The following is a 16751-nucleotide window of genomic DNA, read 5'->3' as shown; positions in this document are numbered from 1 at the left end:
GCTCTGATTGATGTCACATTCCTGTTGCGCTAGAAGAATTATTCGTAACGAAGCGCCTCGATGGGATCAAGGTTGGAGGCCTTCCATGCCGGGTAGATGCCGAAGATAAGCCCGGTAGCGCATGCGATCCAGAAGCCGGTCATGGTCCAGAAGACGGACATGGTTGCCGGCAGAGACGACCAGATCACACGCACCAGGTAAGTGAGAATGGCTCCTAGCGCCACGCCCAGCAGGCCGCCCAGCGCGGTCAGCGTAACTGCTTCCAGCGTGAACTGAAGCATGATGTCGCGCCGGCGCGCCCCGACCGCCTTGCGTACTCCGATTTCGCGCGTGCGCTCGGTCACCGAGACCAGCATGATGTTCATCACGCCTACGCCGCCCACGATCAGGCCTACGCTGGACACGGCAAACATGAAGATGAACACCGCGCCGGTCACTTGGTTCCAAATGTCGGAGAGGGAGTCCTGGGTAAAGATGGCGAAGTTGTCGGGAGCGCCCGGAGGAACATGGCGGCGGCGGCGCAGCAACTGGCGCATCTCGTCGATGGCGCGCGGCATGTCCTCGTGAGAGGTGGCTCTGACCGTGATCCAGTGGTCCTTCAACTCGGGATGGAGCTTGCGAAACGTGCTCAGCGGGAAGCGAACGATGTTGTCGTCCGGATTCTTGCCGCCGGCAAAGGCGCTCTTCACCGGACCCATGACGCCGACGACGCGGAACAACTGGCCTTCGATGTTGATGTCCTTGCCGACCGGATTGCCTTCCGGGAAAAGGGTTAGCGCGGTGTCAGCGCCGAGATTGATAACTGGCGTGCGGTGCTGGTCGTCAAACTCGTCGAACCAGCGTCCTTCCGCGATCGGCAGGTCATAGACGATGCGCGCGCTCGCCATGTCCCCCTCCAGAATCACGTTCTTCGCCTTCTGGCCGTTGTACTTCACCACGTAACTGCCGGTGCCGAACTGCCGCGAAAAATAGCGTACCCCGGCGGTAACCGATTGCACGTGAGGAAGGTCACGCATGGCGAGCGCGTCGTCGGCGTTCAGTTCCTTGCGCTTTCGCATTTCGTCGGGAATGCGGCCAAAGATAAAGGGCTCCATGTGATAGGCGATGACCAGGTTGGAGCCCATGGATTGGATGGCGCCGGTAACATTGGTGTTCAGCCCGTTGACCACGGAAGAAATCCCGATCACGACTGCGACGCCAATCACGACGCCGAGAATCGTCAGCGTCGAACGCATCTTGTTTTTGCGGATGGTCTCCCACGCCATGCGGACAATCTCGCCGTAGTCGCGTTTCTGGATCATCTACAGTTCAAACCTCAGGGCGGCGATGGGTTCCAGGTTGGCGGCGCGCCGCGCCGGGTAAACTCCGAAGAAAATGCCGACGGTGGCGGAGACCAGCAGGCCGGCGGCAACCGCCCACAGCTTGATGACCGAAGGCATGCCGATCAGCAAAGTCACCGTTTTGGCCACGCCCACGCCGAGCGCGATTCCGAAGAAGCCGCCCACAATGGCCATCGTGCTGGACTCGATGAGGAACTGCCGCAGGACGTCATTGCGGCGGGCGCCGAGCGCTTTGCGGATGCCGATCTCGCGCGTGCGCTCGGTCACGGAAACCAGCATGATGTTCATGATGACGATGCCGCCGACGACCAGGGAAATGGCGGCGATGGCAATCATCGCAATGAAGAAGCTTCCGCTGATGTTCGACCAGATGCCGAGGAAGCTGGCGTTGGTTTCGACCGCAAAAGAATCGGGCGCACCTGGCAAATCATGGCGGCGCGAGCGCATGATGGCGCGCGACTCGTCCATGGCGGTTTCGAACTGCGGCCCCAGGCCGGAGGATTTGGCCACAATTCGAATGCTGTTATGGGAGCCGTATTTCCTGGTCCAGGCGGTAATCGGCATGATGACGTAATTGTCCCGGCTCTGGCCCAGCGTTTTCCCTTCTTTCTTTCCCAGCCCGATGACGGTGTAGACCTCGCCGTCAACACGGATCTCACGGCCGATCGGATCCAGCCCGGGCATGAGTTTCTCCAGGATGTCATTGCCGATTACGGCGACGCGCGAGGAGTTTCTCAAGTCAATGTCGTTGACCATGCGCCCGGCGACGATGTCGAGGTCGAGGATGGGCGCCATGCTCGGCGTCATGCCGCGGACCATGGTGTCGGTACTGGACTGGTCCGCGTATTTCACCTTGCCGTTGAAGCTGTTGATGCTGGCGCCGACGTACTTGCAGTGGATGCATCCGGCCAGCACGGCCTGGTAATCGTCGAGCGTAAAGTCCTTGCGCTTCTCGCCCTCGATCAACTGGTCAATGCTGGTGATGACGGGAGAAATCTTGCTGACAATGAAAACATCGGCTCCCAAGTTGAAGATCTTGGTGGCGACGTAGCCGTTAATGCCGTTGACGAAGGTCACGACAGCGATTACCGCCGCCACGCCAATGACGACGCCGAGCAGGGTCAGGGTGGAGCGCAGCTTGTTTGCCCATAACGAGTGCAGGGCAATACGGATGCCTTCGCCAATATTCATGCGGAAACTGGGTTCAGGATACTAGAGAATTGATGAAAAGCGTGATAGGGAAGCTCCAGATGAGTCGGCCGGTCCGCCTGATATCAAATATAATGAACAAGTTGGTAGCCGGACCGGACGGTCGCTGTCGCTCGCAAGGGAGATAGAGGAAAGTCCGAACTCCGCAGAGCAGTGTGCCGGATAACGTCCGGGAGGCCGGCTTCAAGGCTGGTCGACGGAAAGTGCCACAGAAAACATACCGCCCGCAAGGGTAAGGGTGAAAAGGTGCGGTAAGAGCGCACCGCCCGTCCAGTAATGGGCGGGGCAGGGCAAACCCCACACGGAGCAAGACCAAATAGGGGAGGAGCCGCCGCAAGGCGGCGCGTGCCGGCTCGGCGCGTCAAACTTCCGGGTAGGTCGCTAGAGCCGTGCAGCGATGCGCGGCCCAGAGGAATGACCGTCCCGCCTGCAAGGGCGGACAGAATTCGGCTTACAGGTCCGGCTGCCAAACTATTCATTGAAGGCAACTTACATCTGTCTGCCTCGTCGTAGTGTCCACTGCATGAGAGACAATTCTAGGTCCGCAGACTGTGAGCTGGGTGAGGCAAGTCTCGTCGCCTAATGATCACTTCGGTTAGCCCGTTATACGGAGCGTGATCACCGCGACGATGTGCGGATGTTGATAGCACGCGTATACATCGCGAACAAAAAGACATGGGTGCGAAAAGGCGCCGCTCACAGTCTGTACTCTGTGGCAGCTCCGGTTGCGTCTCAGCGGTGGACCGTAAGACTGATCGTTGTCTGATGTCTCAAAGCGCCCGAAGCACCGGTAATCGTGACAGTAGACGTTCCCACGTTGGCCCCGTTGCTCGTAGTCAACGTCAACGTGCTCGTGGACGTGGCCGGATTTGGAGTGAAAGCGGCCGACACGCCTTTTGGCAATCCTGAGACAGAGAATGTCACATTACTGTTGAAGCCGTTCACAGGCACGACGGTAATGTTCGTGGTCTGTTGGCTGCCACGTGCAATGCTCATACTCGTAGGTGAGGCCGAAAGATAAAAGTCCGGTGCGAGCGTCACGGTGAGAGAAATCGTAGTGGACGCAGTCAAGCTACCCGACGTCCCAGTGATGGTAACAATGACACTCCCGGTGACGGCGGTCGCGCCGGCGGTGAAGGTCAGCGTGCTTGTACCCGTGGTACTGGCCGGGTTGAAGGACGCAGTCACGCCGCTGGGTAAACCGGAGGCGGACAGCGCGACGGTACCGCTGAAGCCGTTCAGGGGATTGATGGTAATCGTGCTGGAGCTCTGGCCTCCCTGAATAACGTTCAGCGAGCTCGGCGAAGCAGAAAGTGTGTAACTCGGCGGCGGATTAACAGTAAGAGTTATCTGCGTTTGCCGCGTCAGGCTGCCCGAGGTGCCGGTAATGGTCACGACGGTCGTGCCGATGGCAGCCGTGCCGGAAGCGGCAAACGTCAGCGTACTGCTGGTTGCGGCAGTGGCCGGATTGAATGACGCGGTCACCCCGCCAGGCAAACCGGAGGCGGACAGCGCGACGGTACCGCTGAAGCCGTTCAGCGGAGTAATCGCAATGGTGCTGAAACCCTGACTCCCCTGGACTATGGTCAACGAACCCGGCGATGCAGAAAGCGTGTAGCTGGGCGCTGGATTAACCGAAAGGGAGATCTGCGCTTGCTGGGTCAAGCTGCCAGAGGTGCCGGTAACGGTCACGGTGGCTGTACCGACAGCAGCAGTTTCAGATGCGGCAAGCGTCAGGGTGCTGCTGGTGGTAGTGCTGGCCGGATTGAAAGACGCGGTTACGCCGCTGGGTAAACCGGAGGCGGAGAGCGCCACGGTACCACTAAAACCGCTCAGGGGATTGACGGTAACCGTGCTGGAGCCCTGGCCTCCCTGAATAACGTTCAGCGCGCTCGGCGAAGCCGATAGTGTGAAACTGGCTGCTGGATTGACGGTAATAGTGAGTTGAGCCTGTCGTGTCAGGCTGCCGGATGTGCCGGTGATGGTCACATTTGCCGTGCCAGTAGCAGCGGTGCTGGAGACGGTAAGCTTCAGGGTGCTGCTGGTTGTCGCACTGGCCGGATCGAAAGACGCAGTCACGCCGCTGGGCAGACCGGAGGCGGCAAAGCTGACGCTGCCACTGAAACCATTTTGCGGAGTGATGCTGATGGTGCTGGACCCGCTGTCGCCCTGCGTAATGCTTAAGCTGGCGGGCGACGCCGAGATCGTGAAGTCCTGCGGTGGCCCCGACACTGGCCAGTTGTTTACCAAGTTGGCGGCGTTGATCGTGCCAATGCCCGTGGCAAAGTCCCAGCCGGTCGTTGTGCCATAAGCAGGGGCGAACGCTGCGTTGGAAGTGGAGAGCACGCCAACCGAGCCGCCACCCAGATAGCAGTTGGGGCCGACACAGCTCACGTCCATGTCGCCGAAGGTGACGTCGTAGAAGGTGCAGTTCGGGGACACTCCTGTGCCGTTGGATGAAATGCAAACCGTGCTGCCGGCGGAGCCATATTCGGCAGCGGCGAGCTGATAGTAAACGGGGGCTGGATTGCCCTGCGGGCCTCCCGCCTTTTGATTGATGAGCGCCTGGATCCCGGCCAAGATCGGCGATGAGAACGAAGTACCGCCCGCGCCCGACCAGGTGCTGGGGTCACTGCCGCAAGCGGCGCCGCCGTTTGCCGTGTCCGACCAGCAGAAAATATAGAAATGGCTCCATAGGCCGTCGGCAGCAAACAGTGAGACGTCGGGTGTGTCGCGCACACCGTCGCTGGGGTTGCCGAACACAGATTGCCAGGAGGGCTTCGGCCATCCCGCACAGGAACCGCTCACCACGCCGCTGGTCGAGGGCGTACCCGTGGCGCATTGGCTGGGACCGCCGCCGCCGGCCACCGTAGTCATAAAGAAAGAGCCAAAGAGCGGATCGTTGCAAAGGCTGCTCGGACCGTAAGTGGGGAAATAGCCAAGATAAGCGGACAGCAACCCGCCGGCGCAGGAATCGTTCCACGGGATTTCGGGAATATAGAAAAGCGCGGAGCCGAAGTCTGCCGTGTTCCCGAGGCTCCAGTAGGTATCGTTGGTGCCGTCGAAGGTATCGCTGAAATCGGTGCCGCCGACGGCAACGTTGTAGGGAGTCGAAGCGAAGGCGTTGACGCCGATGCCGTGTGTGGCTTCGGCGGCGCTGTTGTCGCATCCGGCAGCGCCGCTGTCGCCGGCGGCTACGAAGATGGATACGCCCTCGGCGACCGCTTGCTGATAAGCCGAGTTATAGGCGGCATTGGCGGCCGCTCCGTTCACGGTCTCGCACTGGCCGTAGCTGATGCTCATAATCGACGGCGGCGCCGTGCTTGCGTTGATCAAGTTCTGGAGAGCGATGAGACCGCCGAAGGTGGTGCTGGTATCCGCACAAGCGGCCATCTCAATCGCGGCGCTGGGCGCAGCCGCGCTGGCCCATTCCGCGTCAAGGATGGCTTCCGCGTCGTTGGGCGCAATAACACCGGGTGCGCCACAGTTGTTGGTAGGAGCTGGCGCCGGCGGATGCACCTGCGTGAATGAGGCTGAACTGTACTTGCTGAGGCCGAATGTCGAGCGGAATGTGCTCCAGTCGGCGGCGCGGTAGACGTCTGTGTCCTCGATCAGAACGATAGTCTGCCCCTGGCCGGAAATGCCGGAGGCAAAGACAGGATTCAGGTTGTAGATCGTGGCCAAATCTGCGGGAACCACAGCGTAGTTAATTCCGCCAAGGAAATCTGTAAAAGTGAATTCTGGTTTTACTCTGCGCATGCGATGCAAGGCGTGCGGGCGAAAATCGTGCAGCGAAACGACGCCGGAGATCACCGGGGCGAGAGCGGCGGGTACGCGCGGGTCGCTCATGTTGGCGAGGTGCCGCTCGCCTTTAAACTCGATGTGATGTATCTCCGTCTGGAATGCCGCGCCCACCTGGCCGGCAGTGCCGGAAAAATCAATGAGCATGCCACTCGGGTAAACCACGTTGACTTGGAAACCGTGGGACTCGAGCCACGCGGTAACAGCGTCCAGGTCTGACGGTGCAACACCGTACCTTTCGCCGAATTCCTGGGCAGTCAGCCAGTGATGAAAATTCGGCGAGCCCTGGGTGTGGAGCTCGTCAATGAATTGCTGGAGGGCCGCTTCTTGTTCGGGGGAGCGCTTTAGTTGGAGCAGCATGTGCTCCAAGGGCAGCGAGTCCGGCACTCTTCCGCGGTCGTTTTCAGGCATCGCCTCGGGACGCACGTTTCCGGGCAGCGCGATTCGGTCTGATTCTTGAACCGCCTGGACGACCCCAGGGCGAGAGCGAAGTCCTGATTCGACTTGCGCGGTGGCGCAAGGAACAGCGAGGAAAAGGGCAACAACGACGGACGCGACTCCCAATTTATGGATCACCGCTCCCCCCTCTCAAAATGGATTCCCCCGTTTTGCGAAACAGAGTAGTTCAATGGTGAGCGAAGGCAAGGTTTCGGAGGGACACTCTTGGCAGATGCCGCCTGTCTTCCTCGCCAATGAACAGAACCGCAAGTCATTGACAGATAATGAGGTACATGATTCATCAGGCATAGGAATCCGGCGTTTTGGAACGCTGGTATCGCGCCCTTTGCGTCTACAGGCTTGCGAAATCCTGAGCGTCCTACTTCCTCCCAGTAACCCTTGACCGAGCGCCTCAGGCATTCGCAGTGGAGCGAGGTGGTGGGTCCTGTTACGAGAATCGACGCAAGCCGCTGTAATCGCGTTGTTTGGAACCTAAACAGCAGTCCGGCAGGAATTTAGCTGGAAACGGCTTTATATAATTTGGCTTACAGGTCCGGTTACTATCAGCTCTGTATTTTTCAGTTGTTTACACAGTTCTTGTTGGTAATTGTGACCGCCGGTGTGGCACTAGGGGCGCGTGTCGGCCTGCTCCAAACCGCCCCGGGAAGGCGTATTGCGTCCTCACTCCGGCCATGGCAATCTTCCTCAGCTAAGCTGCACGTTGGCCTTTACTTCGCCTCGAATAATCAGCCATGAACTGCCTCGCCGCCGCCTGAGCTTTCGATCGCGAGCGGAATTGTCCCAACATGAGGATTTCGGTCGAACCGTGCCTTTGCACTATCGCGAAGAATAGAGCAGGGTGGCTGCGGCGGTCTTGGATGATTTCGGCGAACAGGTCGCCTCTGAACAGTCGTGTGCGCGGGATCGAAGCTGGCACGATCTGCTTGCGCTGGTCTGCTCCGAATTCAAATCGGCTCGACGACACAGTGCCGCCTCTTGGGTCCGGCAACTAATACCGCGCTGACGATAGGCGTGATGCAGTTCGTACTCTGGCCAGAGTGGGTACGAGCCGGTGGGGAACCTGCCTGAATCTGTCGGACGGCGCATCTTGGCGTGGAGTTGCCTGCTTGTCATCAATGTTGACATTATCGGTAGCGGCGAACAATCACACCGATTCAGCACGCTGTCAGATCGCGTAGCAGAGTTGGTGGATATTGCCCCCGGACGACATCTGAACAACACACTGCGCAGATCGACGGCTTATCGACGAGAAAGAATCTCTTCACCATGAAACGTGACGGCGATCACTGACAAGATGCCGAAAGCGTAGAACACGCCACTGAGGAAACCACGTCATCCATCGCAGTGCAAAGTGTTGAACTCATTAGCTGCTCGGCCGGTAGCGCGCGAGAGGCGCGATTTTTCACAGAGTTCTCCACAGCAATGTGGAAAAATCCGACGTGGAAAACTTGTGAAAAAATGACGACTGCTTCCGCGATCATCCTGCCAGATGCAGCGCGGTTCACCTCTTGGATCGCCTCTACTTCACGGACTGCGCCGAGTTCGAGGCAATGTCCCCTTAGCGACAAGTTCAGCAATCGCAAGAATCAGCAAGTCCCTGAGTCGGGATCGCCGGGAAAATCGGGACGCCGGGGGATGGGCTCGGCAATTTCTTGTGAGATGGCGATTTCTCAATAATCAGAAAAGTGTTCAATTTTGCACAGAAGCAATTCCGGGTGGAGTTGGACAATCCCATGGCATTGAAAGTTTCCAGCCGGAGTTTCCCATGGCTTCAAGCATCGCAGCCGAAGAAATCGAGTCTCTCAGGCTTCTGCTTGAGAAATCACACGCCCAACACGCCGATGCGAATGGATACGCCACATGCAAGGACACAAATTGCGTCGAAGCAAAGTTGGCAATCGCGTGGTTGACTCAGCGGCTTCACGAACGCGCTAACCGGAGTTTCACGAGAAACCCGTTCTCAGTGCGCTCCATTCTCCCCCAGTGTCGACACGACGAAGCGGTCATCGACAGCTTTCGATGCAGCCAATGTGCGTGGCTTTACCAGATCAAGAACCCGCAAACCAACCGTGTGCATGAGCAAGATGCTTACCAAGCTTGTCGCGTGTTCGAGGCGCACGATTGCAGGGACTATCCAGTTGCGAGCGTGGCTGCGAATCGAGACCAGCGGTCCATGGCGCGAGAACAGAGGTCGTCTCCAAATTAGAGTGAGGACATATTCGAAAACTCCTCTAGCGGTCCCACAATTACGGAATGCCGAAATCGTTCGGGTCGCGTCCTTCCGACATTACCTCGCCCAACCTGGTAATGCTGAATAGCTCCTTCAAACGCTGGTTCAAGTTGACGAGCTTCAACCGGCAGTGGGCAGTTTTCGCCGAAATGTACATTCCGACGATAGTGCCCAAGCCCGAGCTGTCCATGTAACTCACATCAGTCAAGTCCAACACCAACGTTTTGCCTTGTTCAAAAAGAGGCTTGACGGACGTCTTGAGGTGTTCTGTCGTTTCTGAAGTTATTCTTCCCTTGCAGTGAACGATGGTCCCGCCCGGTATGTGATCGGTAGCCAGGTCAAGCTCGGGATTGGGGAGAGGATTCGCGGCCATAACACACTCCTTGATTGAATTGACTTACGCGTGGCCCCTATGAGCGCGGCACTCCAGCACACGAAAATCCGTGATCTTAGAACGTCAGCTTGACGGCCAATTGAATCTGCCGCGGATTGAAAACTGCCCGAGGCGTTCCATAGCCGGGGTTCGGCGAACCTTCCTTGAATAGAGGTCCTATGCAGCCGTTGGCGGCGCCGCCGGCGGGGCAAAAATCCGATGCGCCGTAGGCGGTGTTAAAGAAACGCACGTTGAGCGTATTGGTCAGGTTGAAGGCCTCTGCCATTGCTTCCAGGTGGGTCCGCTCGCTGAAGGCGAACGTACGCGATAGGCGCACGTCGGCAGCCTTGTAGCTGTCCCCCTTGAAGGTGTTGCGTGCTTCGATGCCGACCCGGTCGTTGTTGCCGAAGATGTCGCCGTTGGCGTCGAACCCGGCAAACTTGGTGAAGTAGTGCGGCGATTCCAGGGTGAGGATGAAGGAGAACTGGAAGCCGTTGACGAGGGGATTCACGTGCGTGGGTCCCTGCAGCGTCATGTTAGCCACGAAACGATGCCGCACGTCGTCCGCCGAGCTCGCGCGTTCGGCCCTGAAATTCGAGCTGTCCTGCGGAATCAGCACGAAGCTTGGGTTCGGGCCGTTGTCGATACCGTGCGACCAGGTGTAGCTGATGCCGCCGGCGACGTGCTTGCTCATGCGCTTGTTGAAGTTCACCAGCAGCCCGTCCCATCGCGAGTCCCACTTCGAGTCCGCCTCGAAGTCGATGGCGAACGGGAAAGTGCGGATGTTGGGGATGATTCCCGAACCCACGTCGGGGAAGCATGGGAAGTTGGCGCAATACATGTTCTTCAGCCCGGTATTGCCGTTGGAATCGTGCATCAGCAACTGGCCGGAAGGGTTCGGCTGGTTGACGTTATAGAAGCTGCCGAGATGGATGCCGCGAACGTGCAGGTAGCTGACGTCCAGGATGGCATCGTGGAACGGCTCGAACTCCAGGCCGAGGCTGGCCTGCTCGCCGTAGGGTGGCTTGTGTTTCTGTGCGAAACGGACAACGGTGGCGTCCAGCGCGACCGAGGGCGGAGCGCCGGGGAAAGGAGAGGGAATCAGCAGCGGATAGTTGCCGTTTAGGATTCCGCCGAGCGCGATGTTCATGGAAAGCGGGTCGGAACCGAACGCGGAAAGCCGGGTGGTGGAGTTCAGCCCGTCCTGAATGTTTTCGCGGCCGGGATACTTCGAAAGCCCGCCGCAGGAAGGAATCTGGCACATCAGCAGGGGCGAGGGGATGGTGCCGTGGAACAGGCCCGCTCCGCCGCGCAGGATCACGTTGTGGCTGGTGCCGAGACTGTACGAGAAACCGGCGCGGGGATCGAAGTTCTTCATCGGGCTGTCCAGGGCAATGCTGGGCCAGGTTTCGCCCTCCCACCTCAGGCCGTAATTCATGGTCAGACGATCGGTTGCGTGCCATTTGTCCTGGATGTAGAGGCCCTCGTAGGTGTGTCCCAACTCGCCGCGCGCCTGGTTGCGCACGGCCTGCGAGATCCGTTGACCGGTGAAGACCGAGGTATTGAACGAGGTTTCGTTGAAGCCGTTGGCAGCATTGAAACGCTCGAAGAAAATCACGAACGGGTGCGGAATCGGGTTTGCCGCCGTGCCACACAACGACGGTACCGCCGGACCGAACAGGCAATCGGTCCCCAGGAAGGCGCTCAAGCTGGGGAAATCCGCCTCGAAGGGATAGAACAGCGGGAACGATTCGATCGTGTTCACATGGTCGAAATTCCCGCCGAAGCTGAGGGTGTGTTTGCCCCAGGCCTTGGTGACGTTGTCCACGACTTCCCAGCGGCCCTCTTCGTAGTAATCGGGATTGCCGCGGTTCACGCCGAGCGTGAACGTGTTCGAGACCTCCAGGTGCGGCTGCGTGGTATCGGTCGGGAAATTGAAGTAGCGGTGGGCATACTGGACGCGCAGTTCGTTGACCAGGGTCCTCGACAGCGAAGAGGTCAGCGATGCCACCAGCGACTGGTCGCGGAAATTATTGTCCTTGAAGCCGGAGGGCAGGTCGAAGCCATCGTTGAGCGGCGACAGGTTGGTGGCGCGCTGGTCGTTGAAAAAATAGCGCACGAACATGTTGTGCCGCTCATTAAAGGTGTGGTCCAGCCGGAACAGCATATTGTCATAATCGGTGTTGCGCGTGACATTCAGGTTTTCCGGCGCAAGGTGATAGAACTGGGTCTTGACGCGGTTGATCGCCGGCAGGTTCGCGAGGATGATCGAGTTGTAGAACGGCGATTCCCGCCGCCGCTGGCCCTCGTAGTTGCCGAAGTAAAATGTCTTGTCTTTGCGGATGGGACCGCCGAGGGTGAACCCGAACTGGTTCTGCCGCAGCTTGTCCAATCCGGGCGATGCCAGGATGCTGCGCGCGTCCATCGCGTCGTTGCGGAAATATTCGTAGACCGAGCCGTGCGTCTGGTTGGTCCCGCTCTTGGTGATGATGTTAATGATCCCGCCCACCGCGCGGCCCGCCTCGGTGCTGTACTCGCTGTTGATGACGCGGAATTCCTTGACCGCTTCCTGCGACGGCGTCGTTTTCTGGATGCCGGAGGCGGTGGACATATTGTCGGCGCCATCGATGGCCACGAAGTTGTAATGGATGTTCTGGCCCGCGAATGACAGCTTGGTGACGGGCTCGATGATCACGTCGGTGGAGCCCGAGGTGGTGTCGCCAATCGTCACCCCGGGTGCCAGCAGCGCAAAATCGATGAACTGGCGCCCGTTCACCGGGAGCGTCTCGATCTCTCGTTCGGCAATGACCTCGCTGACCATGCTCCGCGTCGGTTCCACCGCCTCCGGCTGCGCCTCGACGTTGATCTCCTGGGTCACCTGCCCCGGCGGCAATGCGAAGTCAATCGTTGCGTTGGCGCCGATATCCAGGTGGACGCTCCTTACCATCCGCTTCAAGCCTTGGGCCTCGGCCGATATGCGGTAATCGCCGACCGGCATGGCGGTCAACTGGTAATCGCCGGTGGTCGAACTGGTCGTGTTACGACTGAACCCGGTCTGGGTGTTGACCGCCTTCACCGTGGCATTCGGCACCACGGCGCCGGTCGTGTCGCTGACGCGGCCTCCGACGGAAACGGCTACTTGTTGTGCCGGCAACGGCAGCACGCAAGCCAGCAGAATGGAGACCAGCAGGAAATGCAGCTTCTTGGCCATGGAGACCTCGTCTTTCAAGATGGCCTACCCCGAATGAAAAAGACGCAACGGATTTAAAAATACCGGCTACGGAAAGATGAGCAAATGCTGCACCCGACCCACGCGGATGGACAGCATGGATTTTTTCGCTTGCAGGCCGGTTCCATCGGCTTGCAAATTGTGGGCGGGATATTAGTTGGGCGAGAGCACGGAAGTCAATGCCGCTTCCAGCGGGCATTTGAGCGGGCCGGCGGAAACGCCGAATTGGAGAATGATCTACCGCGGCAGTCTAGTCGCCGGCGGCCGCGTTCTCCCGCTTTTGATCCGTCGCGATAGGGACCGGTGGAGCGATTTGCACCAGGTTATCTGCGCGCGGCGCGCCAGCCGCGAGGTCACGTTCCCAGCGCAGGGCCTCGCGAACGCCGGGACGGAAGTTGGCGGCGAACTTGCCAATCCCAACCGAACCGCGCACCAGGTGCCCGACCGTGAGCGGGCCGGCCAGTTGCCGGTGCCCAATCCAGTGGAGCGCTGAACTGATCGCGCACCCGCATTTACTGCAATCCGGATCGCCGCCGAAAATGCATGGCTCCACGCGCGTGCGCAGGTCGGCGGTGTAATTCACCGACATCTTGGAAAAAATACAGTCGTCCGGATTGCGCGGCGGCGCCAGCAGCGTACGCGCGATCTCCTGGTTGAACAGGAACTTCGGATATCGCCGCCGTAGTTCCGGCGCCTCGCGAATCAGGCGCTGGTAGTGTTCGGGCTGGAGCATTTCCGCGGAATCTTCGCCGCGTTGCGGTGAATACGTGCTGACCCAGATGAAATTCACTTCCGGGCGCTCGCTCCAGAATCGTACGTAGTCTTCCAGGTAGCCGTCGCGCTCGAACATGGGCCGGGTGAGCGTCCAGTGCACATTCACCTCACAACCCGCGATGTTGCGGAGGATGCGCTCGTACGTCGCCGGTTTGCGCCGGACATCGTGATGTTCGGGCAACCCGTCCACCGAGATGGTGGTGCGGAAGTCTTTGAATTTCATCCAGTGCTTCGGGATGGGAATGACCGCGCTGGTCACCAGCATGACAAAGCTTCCCAGCGCGGTGAGCCGCGGGATGATCGTTTCCAGCTCGCGGTGGCGCATCATGGGCTCGCCGCCGACGAGCGACACGTGCAGCGGGCGGTAGCGTCGAACCAGGTCCACCACCCGTTCCACCAGTTCGTCACCCTTGAAGTCGCTGAGGTCGCGCAGATTCTTCTCGCCGCCGAGGTGGTCTTCTCCATAGGCGTAGCAGCCAGGACAACTCAACGGACACTCGCGCGTGATTTCAATCGACATTAGCGGTGAGCGGCCGGTCAGGATCCCGCCCCAACCTTTCACCAGGTGTATGGCCCGAAGGCTGCTTTTCTTCTTCATGGAAATTGCCTCGACCCCGAGTTTGGGCTTCGGGACGCCGCCGGAGAATCTTGGTTTATGGCCCGATGAAAAAATGAGAGACGGAGCGCTTTAGCAAAGAAGGGTGATCAAGCGCAGCGGATGCGTGTCAGGAAAATGGCCGGCCGGCGGCCATACGCGCTCAGCACCCCGCAACGGCTGCCGATTGGCAGCCATCTCCCAGCAAACGCTCATTACTGCCAGGACGCCCACTGCGATTTGCCGGGCGCGTAAGACAGTCAGGGGCGGGTCAACATAAGGCGAAATCACGAGGAAGACAACAACACAGACGAGCAGAACTCCCAACGCCGCGCGTAGCACACCCCACATCATCCCATTATGACGTATCCCGCTGCTCAGGTGGTTGCTTTTTGTTGGTATGCGGCCCAAAGCGATGCTGGCACGTTCCCGCGCCGCCGCTTAGTGCTGGAAGGTCCCGAGCACGGCCTCCGCGCGGCGGAAAGAGCGCCTCGACTGCTGGGCTCGAGTGCCCGCAACTTCCGCCACCGTCGATCCGGTTCGGACCCTGATCGCATTCTCCTGCAGCGTGTGCGGGCCGAAGACCCGAACGTCCGCATTCGCCGTGGTGTGCGTCTTCATCCACATGCCGCTGACGTCGCCGAAGTCGAGAGTGACTTCCACGGACTTGATCCACCACGAGGGCATCTTTGCCATCTCTCCCTGCACCCTGCGCACCAGGTAGGTATTCTTATCCACCCAGGCGCGACCGACGATCAAGTTCTTTTCCTTGTGTTTGGGTGTAAGTCCGAGCACGAAGCAGTCGTGTTCATCCACGCGCTGTTCGCCCTGGAGGGTGAATTCGTAATTCTCGCGGGTCACCGCGCCCGGCGCCTGGCCCGTCTCAGCCGCTCTCTGTTCGTTCTCCAGGATGTGGCGCACCACGTTTTCACCGCGGGCACTACCCTGGGTTTCCGTGATCTTGAATTCCTGCGTCTTGGGAGGAACGAAGCTGATATCGGCCACCACCGTCGAGCCCGGCTTCTGCTCACCGCCGCCGTACATGCGGTATTCGCGCGTAATGACGTAAGCCCGGTATTTTTCCCGGTTCTCGCGCGCCGCCTGTTCCATCCGCTGCACGATGGTCTGCAACTCTGGACGGGGTTCCTGCTGGGTGAATTGGGCTGGAACCTGCGGAGGCTGGGGTGCCTGGGCTGCCGCCAATGCGGCGATTAGGAAAATTAGGTAGCCGATTGCCGATTTTTTATATTGCACGGGACCCTTGGCCTCACTAGTCGTGCCTACCGCTACAGAGTTAGAAGCAAATAAGAGGCCAACAGAGTGTCCCCGGCAGAAATATTCCAGACAACCTGGCGCCGCCCTGGTATGAGCGCCTGCCTCTGAAATTGGGAGTAGAAGCGCAACCGGGCAGAATTGGCGCCCGGCAGCTCATACCGGGTGGAAGCTGAATTCAGACTTGCGCTATGGGGGTCTCCACAGCCGCCGCCGCTGGCGCGCCTGCGACTTCGCGGTACACATCCAGGATTTGCTGCGCCGAGGTGTCCCAGGAGAAACGCTGCACCTGCTCATAGCCCCGCTGCTTCAGCTTCTCCCGCAGCGGTTGGTCCACCAGGACCTTATGCAGAGCGCGCATGATTTCAAACACGTTCTCAGGATTCACCAGCACCGCCGCGCTGCCCACAACTTCCGGCAGCGACGATGTATTCGACGCCACCACTGGGGTTCCGTGCGCCATCGCCTCCAGCGGCGGCAGGCCGAATCCCTCGTAGAGGGACGGGAACACGAAAACTTTCGCCACGTCGTAAAAAATCCGCAGCACCTCGACGGGCACGAAGCCCAGGAAGCGCACGTCATTTTGCACGCCGCTCTTGACCACCGTCCGCCGCAAGTCAGGATGGCGCGAAACTTCGTCGCCGATGATGATTAACTTCAAATCCGGGAATTTGTCTTCCTTCTCCAACTCCGTTTTTAGCGCCGAAAACGCCTCGATGATGCGAACCACGTTCTTATGCGGGCTGATCCTGCCGGCGTACAAGATGAACGGGTAATTGCACTGGTAGCGTTCGGCGATCAGCTCCCGGTCGGCATCGGTGGCGTGGCCAACGCGGAAACGTTCGTCGATCGCGTTGTACACCACTTCGATCTTGTCCTGGGGAATATTGAACAGCCGCTGGATATCCATCTTCGTGAATTGCGAGACCGCCAGGATGCGCGCCGCCCGGCTGAGCACGCGGTGGGTCAGGTAGCGGTGAGCCGCCCGGCGCAAGCCTGATCCGTTATGCGCCCGGTACATGAAATCAAGCAGGTCGTGCACCGTCATCACGTAGGGGCAAGGCAGGTACAGCGGTGTCCAGAACAGGTGCGGGATGTGAACCAGGTCGCAGGCGTAATGGCGCAACACCTTCGCGAATCCGATATATCCGCGCGGCGAATGTTCCTCTTCGGCAAACGGAACGACGTGGAAGTTGGGCGGCAGCTTACCGATCTCGCGCACCCGATCGCGCCCGCCGATCAGGAAATATTCGCCGCTCTGGTCCAGCAGCCCCAGCGTCCGCACTACGTTGCGGATATAAGTGCCGACTCCAAAGTCCCGGATCGGCCGGATGTCAAACCCCACGCGCACGCGGATAGTGTAACGCGGACCGTCGCAACTTGAGCCGAAGAGTGGAACGGAAACTGCGCAGTCAGTCGCGGGCCATCCAAACCGAACTCATCCAACGCCAATGACTCCCGCGTGCAGC

The 16751-nt window shown here is 59.4% G+C and carries 8 protein-coding genes and 1 other RNA gene; 1 reads left to right on the top strand and 8 read right to left on the bottom strand.

The genetic code is table 11. The features are described 5' to 3' along the window. Positions 1 to 38: 38 nt before the first annotated feature. Positions 39 to 1301: an ABC transporter permease gene (locus tag VFI82_06525; GenBank protein ID HET7184320.1), complete on the bottom strand. Its 1263-nt coding sequence runs from the start codon at positions 1299 to 1301 to the stop codon at positions 39 to 41. Then, positions 1302 to 2531 carry an ABC transporter permease gene (locus VFI82_06520; GenBank protein HET7184319.1) on the bottom strand — a complete coding sequence of 410 codons (1230 nt, stop codon included), beginning with the start codon at positions 2529 to 2531 and terminating at the stop codon, positions 1302 to 1304. 105 nt (positions 2532 to 2636) lie between these two features. On the opposite strand from VFI82_06520, the gene rnpB reads away from it, so the two are divergent. Beyond that, positions 2637 to 3019: RNase P RNA component class A (gene rnpB / locus VFI82_06515), an RNA gene on the top strand. 262 nt (positions 3020 to 3281) lie between these two features. Here the strand turns inward: rnpB and VFI82_06510 are convergent. From VFI82_06510 to VFI82_06485, 6 genes are all read right to left on the bottom strand, one after another. Further along, positions 3282 to 6761, bottom strand: a complete 3480-nt coding sequence (locus VFI82_06510; protein ID HET7184318.1) for a protease pro-enzyme activation domain-containing protein — start codon at positions 6759 to 6761, stop codon at positions 3282 to 3284. 2294 nt (positions 6762 to 9055) lie between these two features. Further along, positions 9056 to 9412 carry an STAS domain-containing protein gene (locus VFI82_06505; GenBank protein HET7184317.1) on the bottom strand — a complete coding sequence of 119 codons (357 nt, stop codon included), beginning with the start codon at positions 9410 to 9412 and terminating at the stop codon, positions 9056 to 9058. 76 nt (positions 9413 to 9488) lie between these two features. After that, entirely contained in the window at positions 9489 to 12623 is a 3135-nt protein-coding gene (locus VFI82_06500; GenBank protein HET7184316.1) for a carboxypeptidase regulatory-like domain-containing protein, read from the bottom strand. Between the two features lie 268 nt (positions 12624 to 12891). Beyond that, positions 12892 to 14013: a radical SAM protein gene (locus tag VFI82_06495; GenBank protein ID HET7184315.1), complete on the bottom strand. Its 1122-nt coding sequence runs from the start codon at positions 14011 to 14013 to the stop codon at positions 12892 to 12894. 438 nt (positions 14014 to 14451) lie between these two features. After that, a complete protein-coding gene (locus VFI82_06490) occupies positions 14452 to 15264 on the bottom strand; it encodes an outer membrane lipoprotein-sorting protein (protein HET7184314.1) in 813 nt (270 codons plus the stop codon). Positions 15265 to 15460: 196 nt separating this feature from the next. Then, positions 15461 to 16633, bottom strand: coding sequence for a glycosyltransferase family 1 protein (locus tag VFI82_06485; protein HET7184313.1), 1173 nt, complete (start codon positions 16631 to 16633; stop codon positions 15461 to 15463). Between the last annotated feature and the right edge of the window lie 118 nt (positions 16634 to 16751).

This window comes from Terriglobales bacterium, assembly GCA_035691485.1.
GTDB lineage: Bacteria > Acidobacteriota > Terriglobia > Terriglobales > Acidobacteriaceae > JAIQGF01.
The sequence above is the reverse complement of the archived record's forward strand: the minus strand, read 5'-3'. Positions and strand labels throughout refer to the sequence as shown.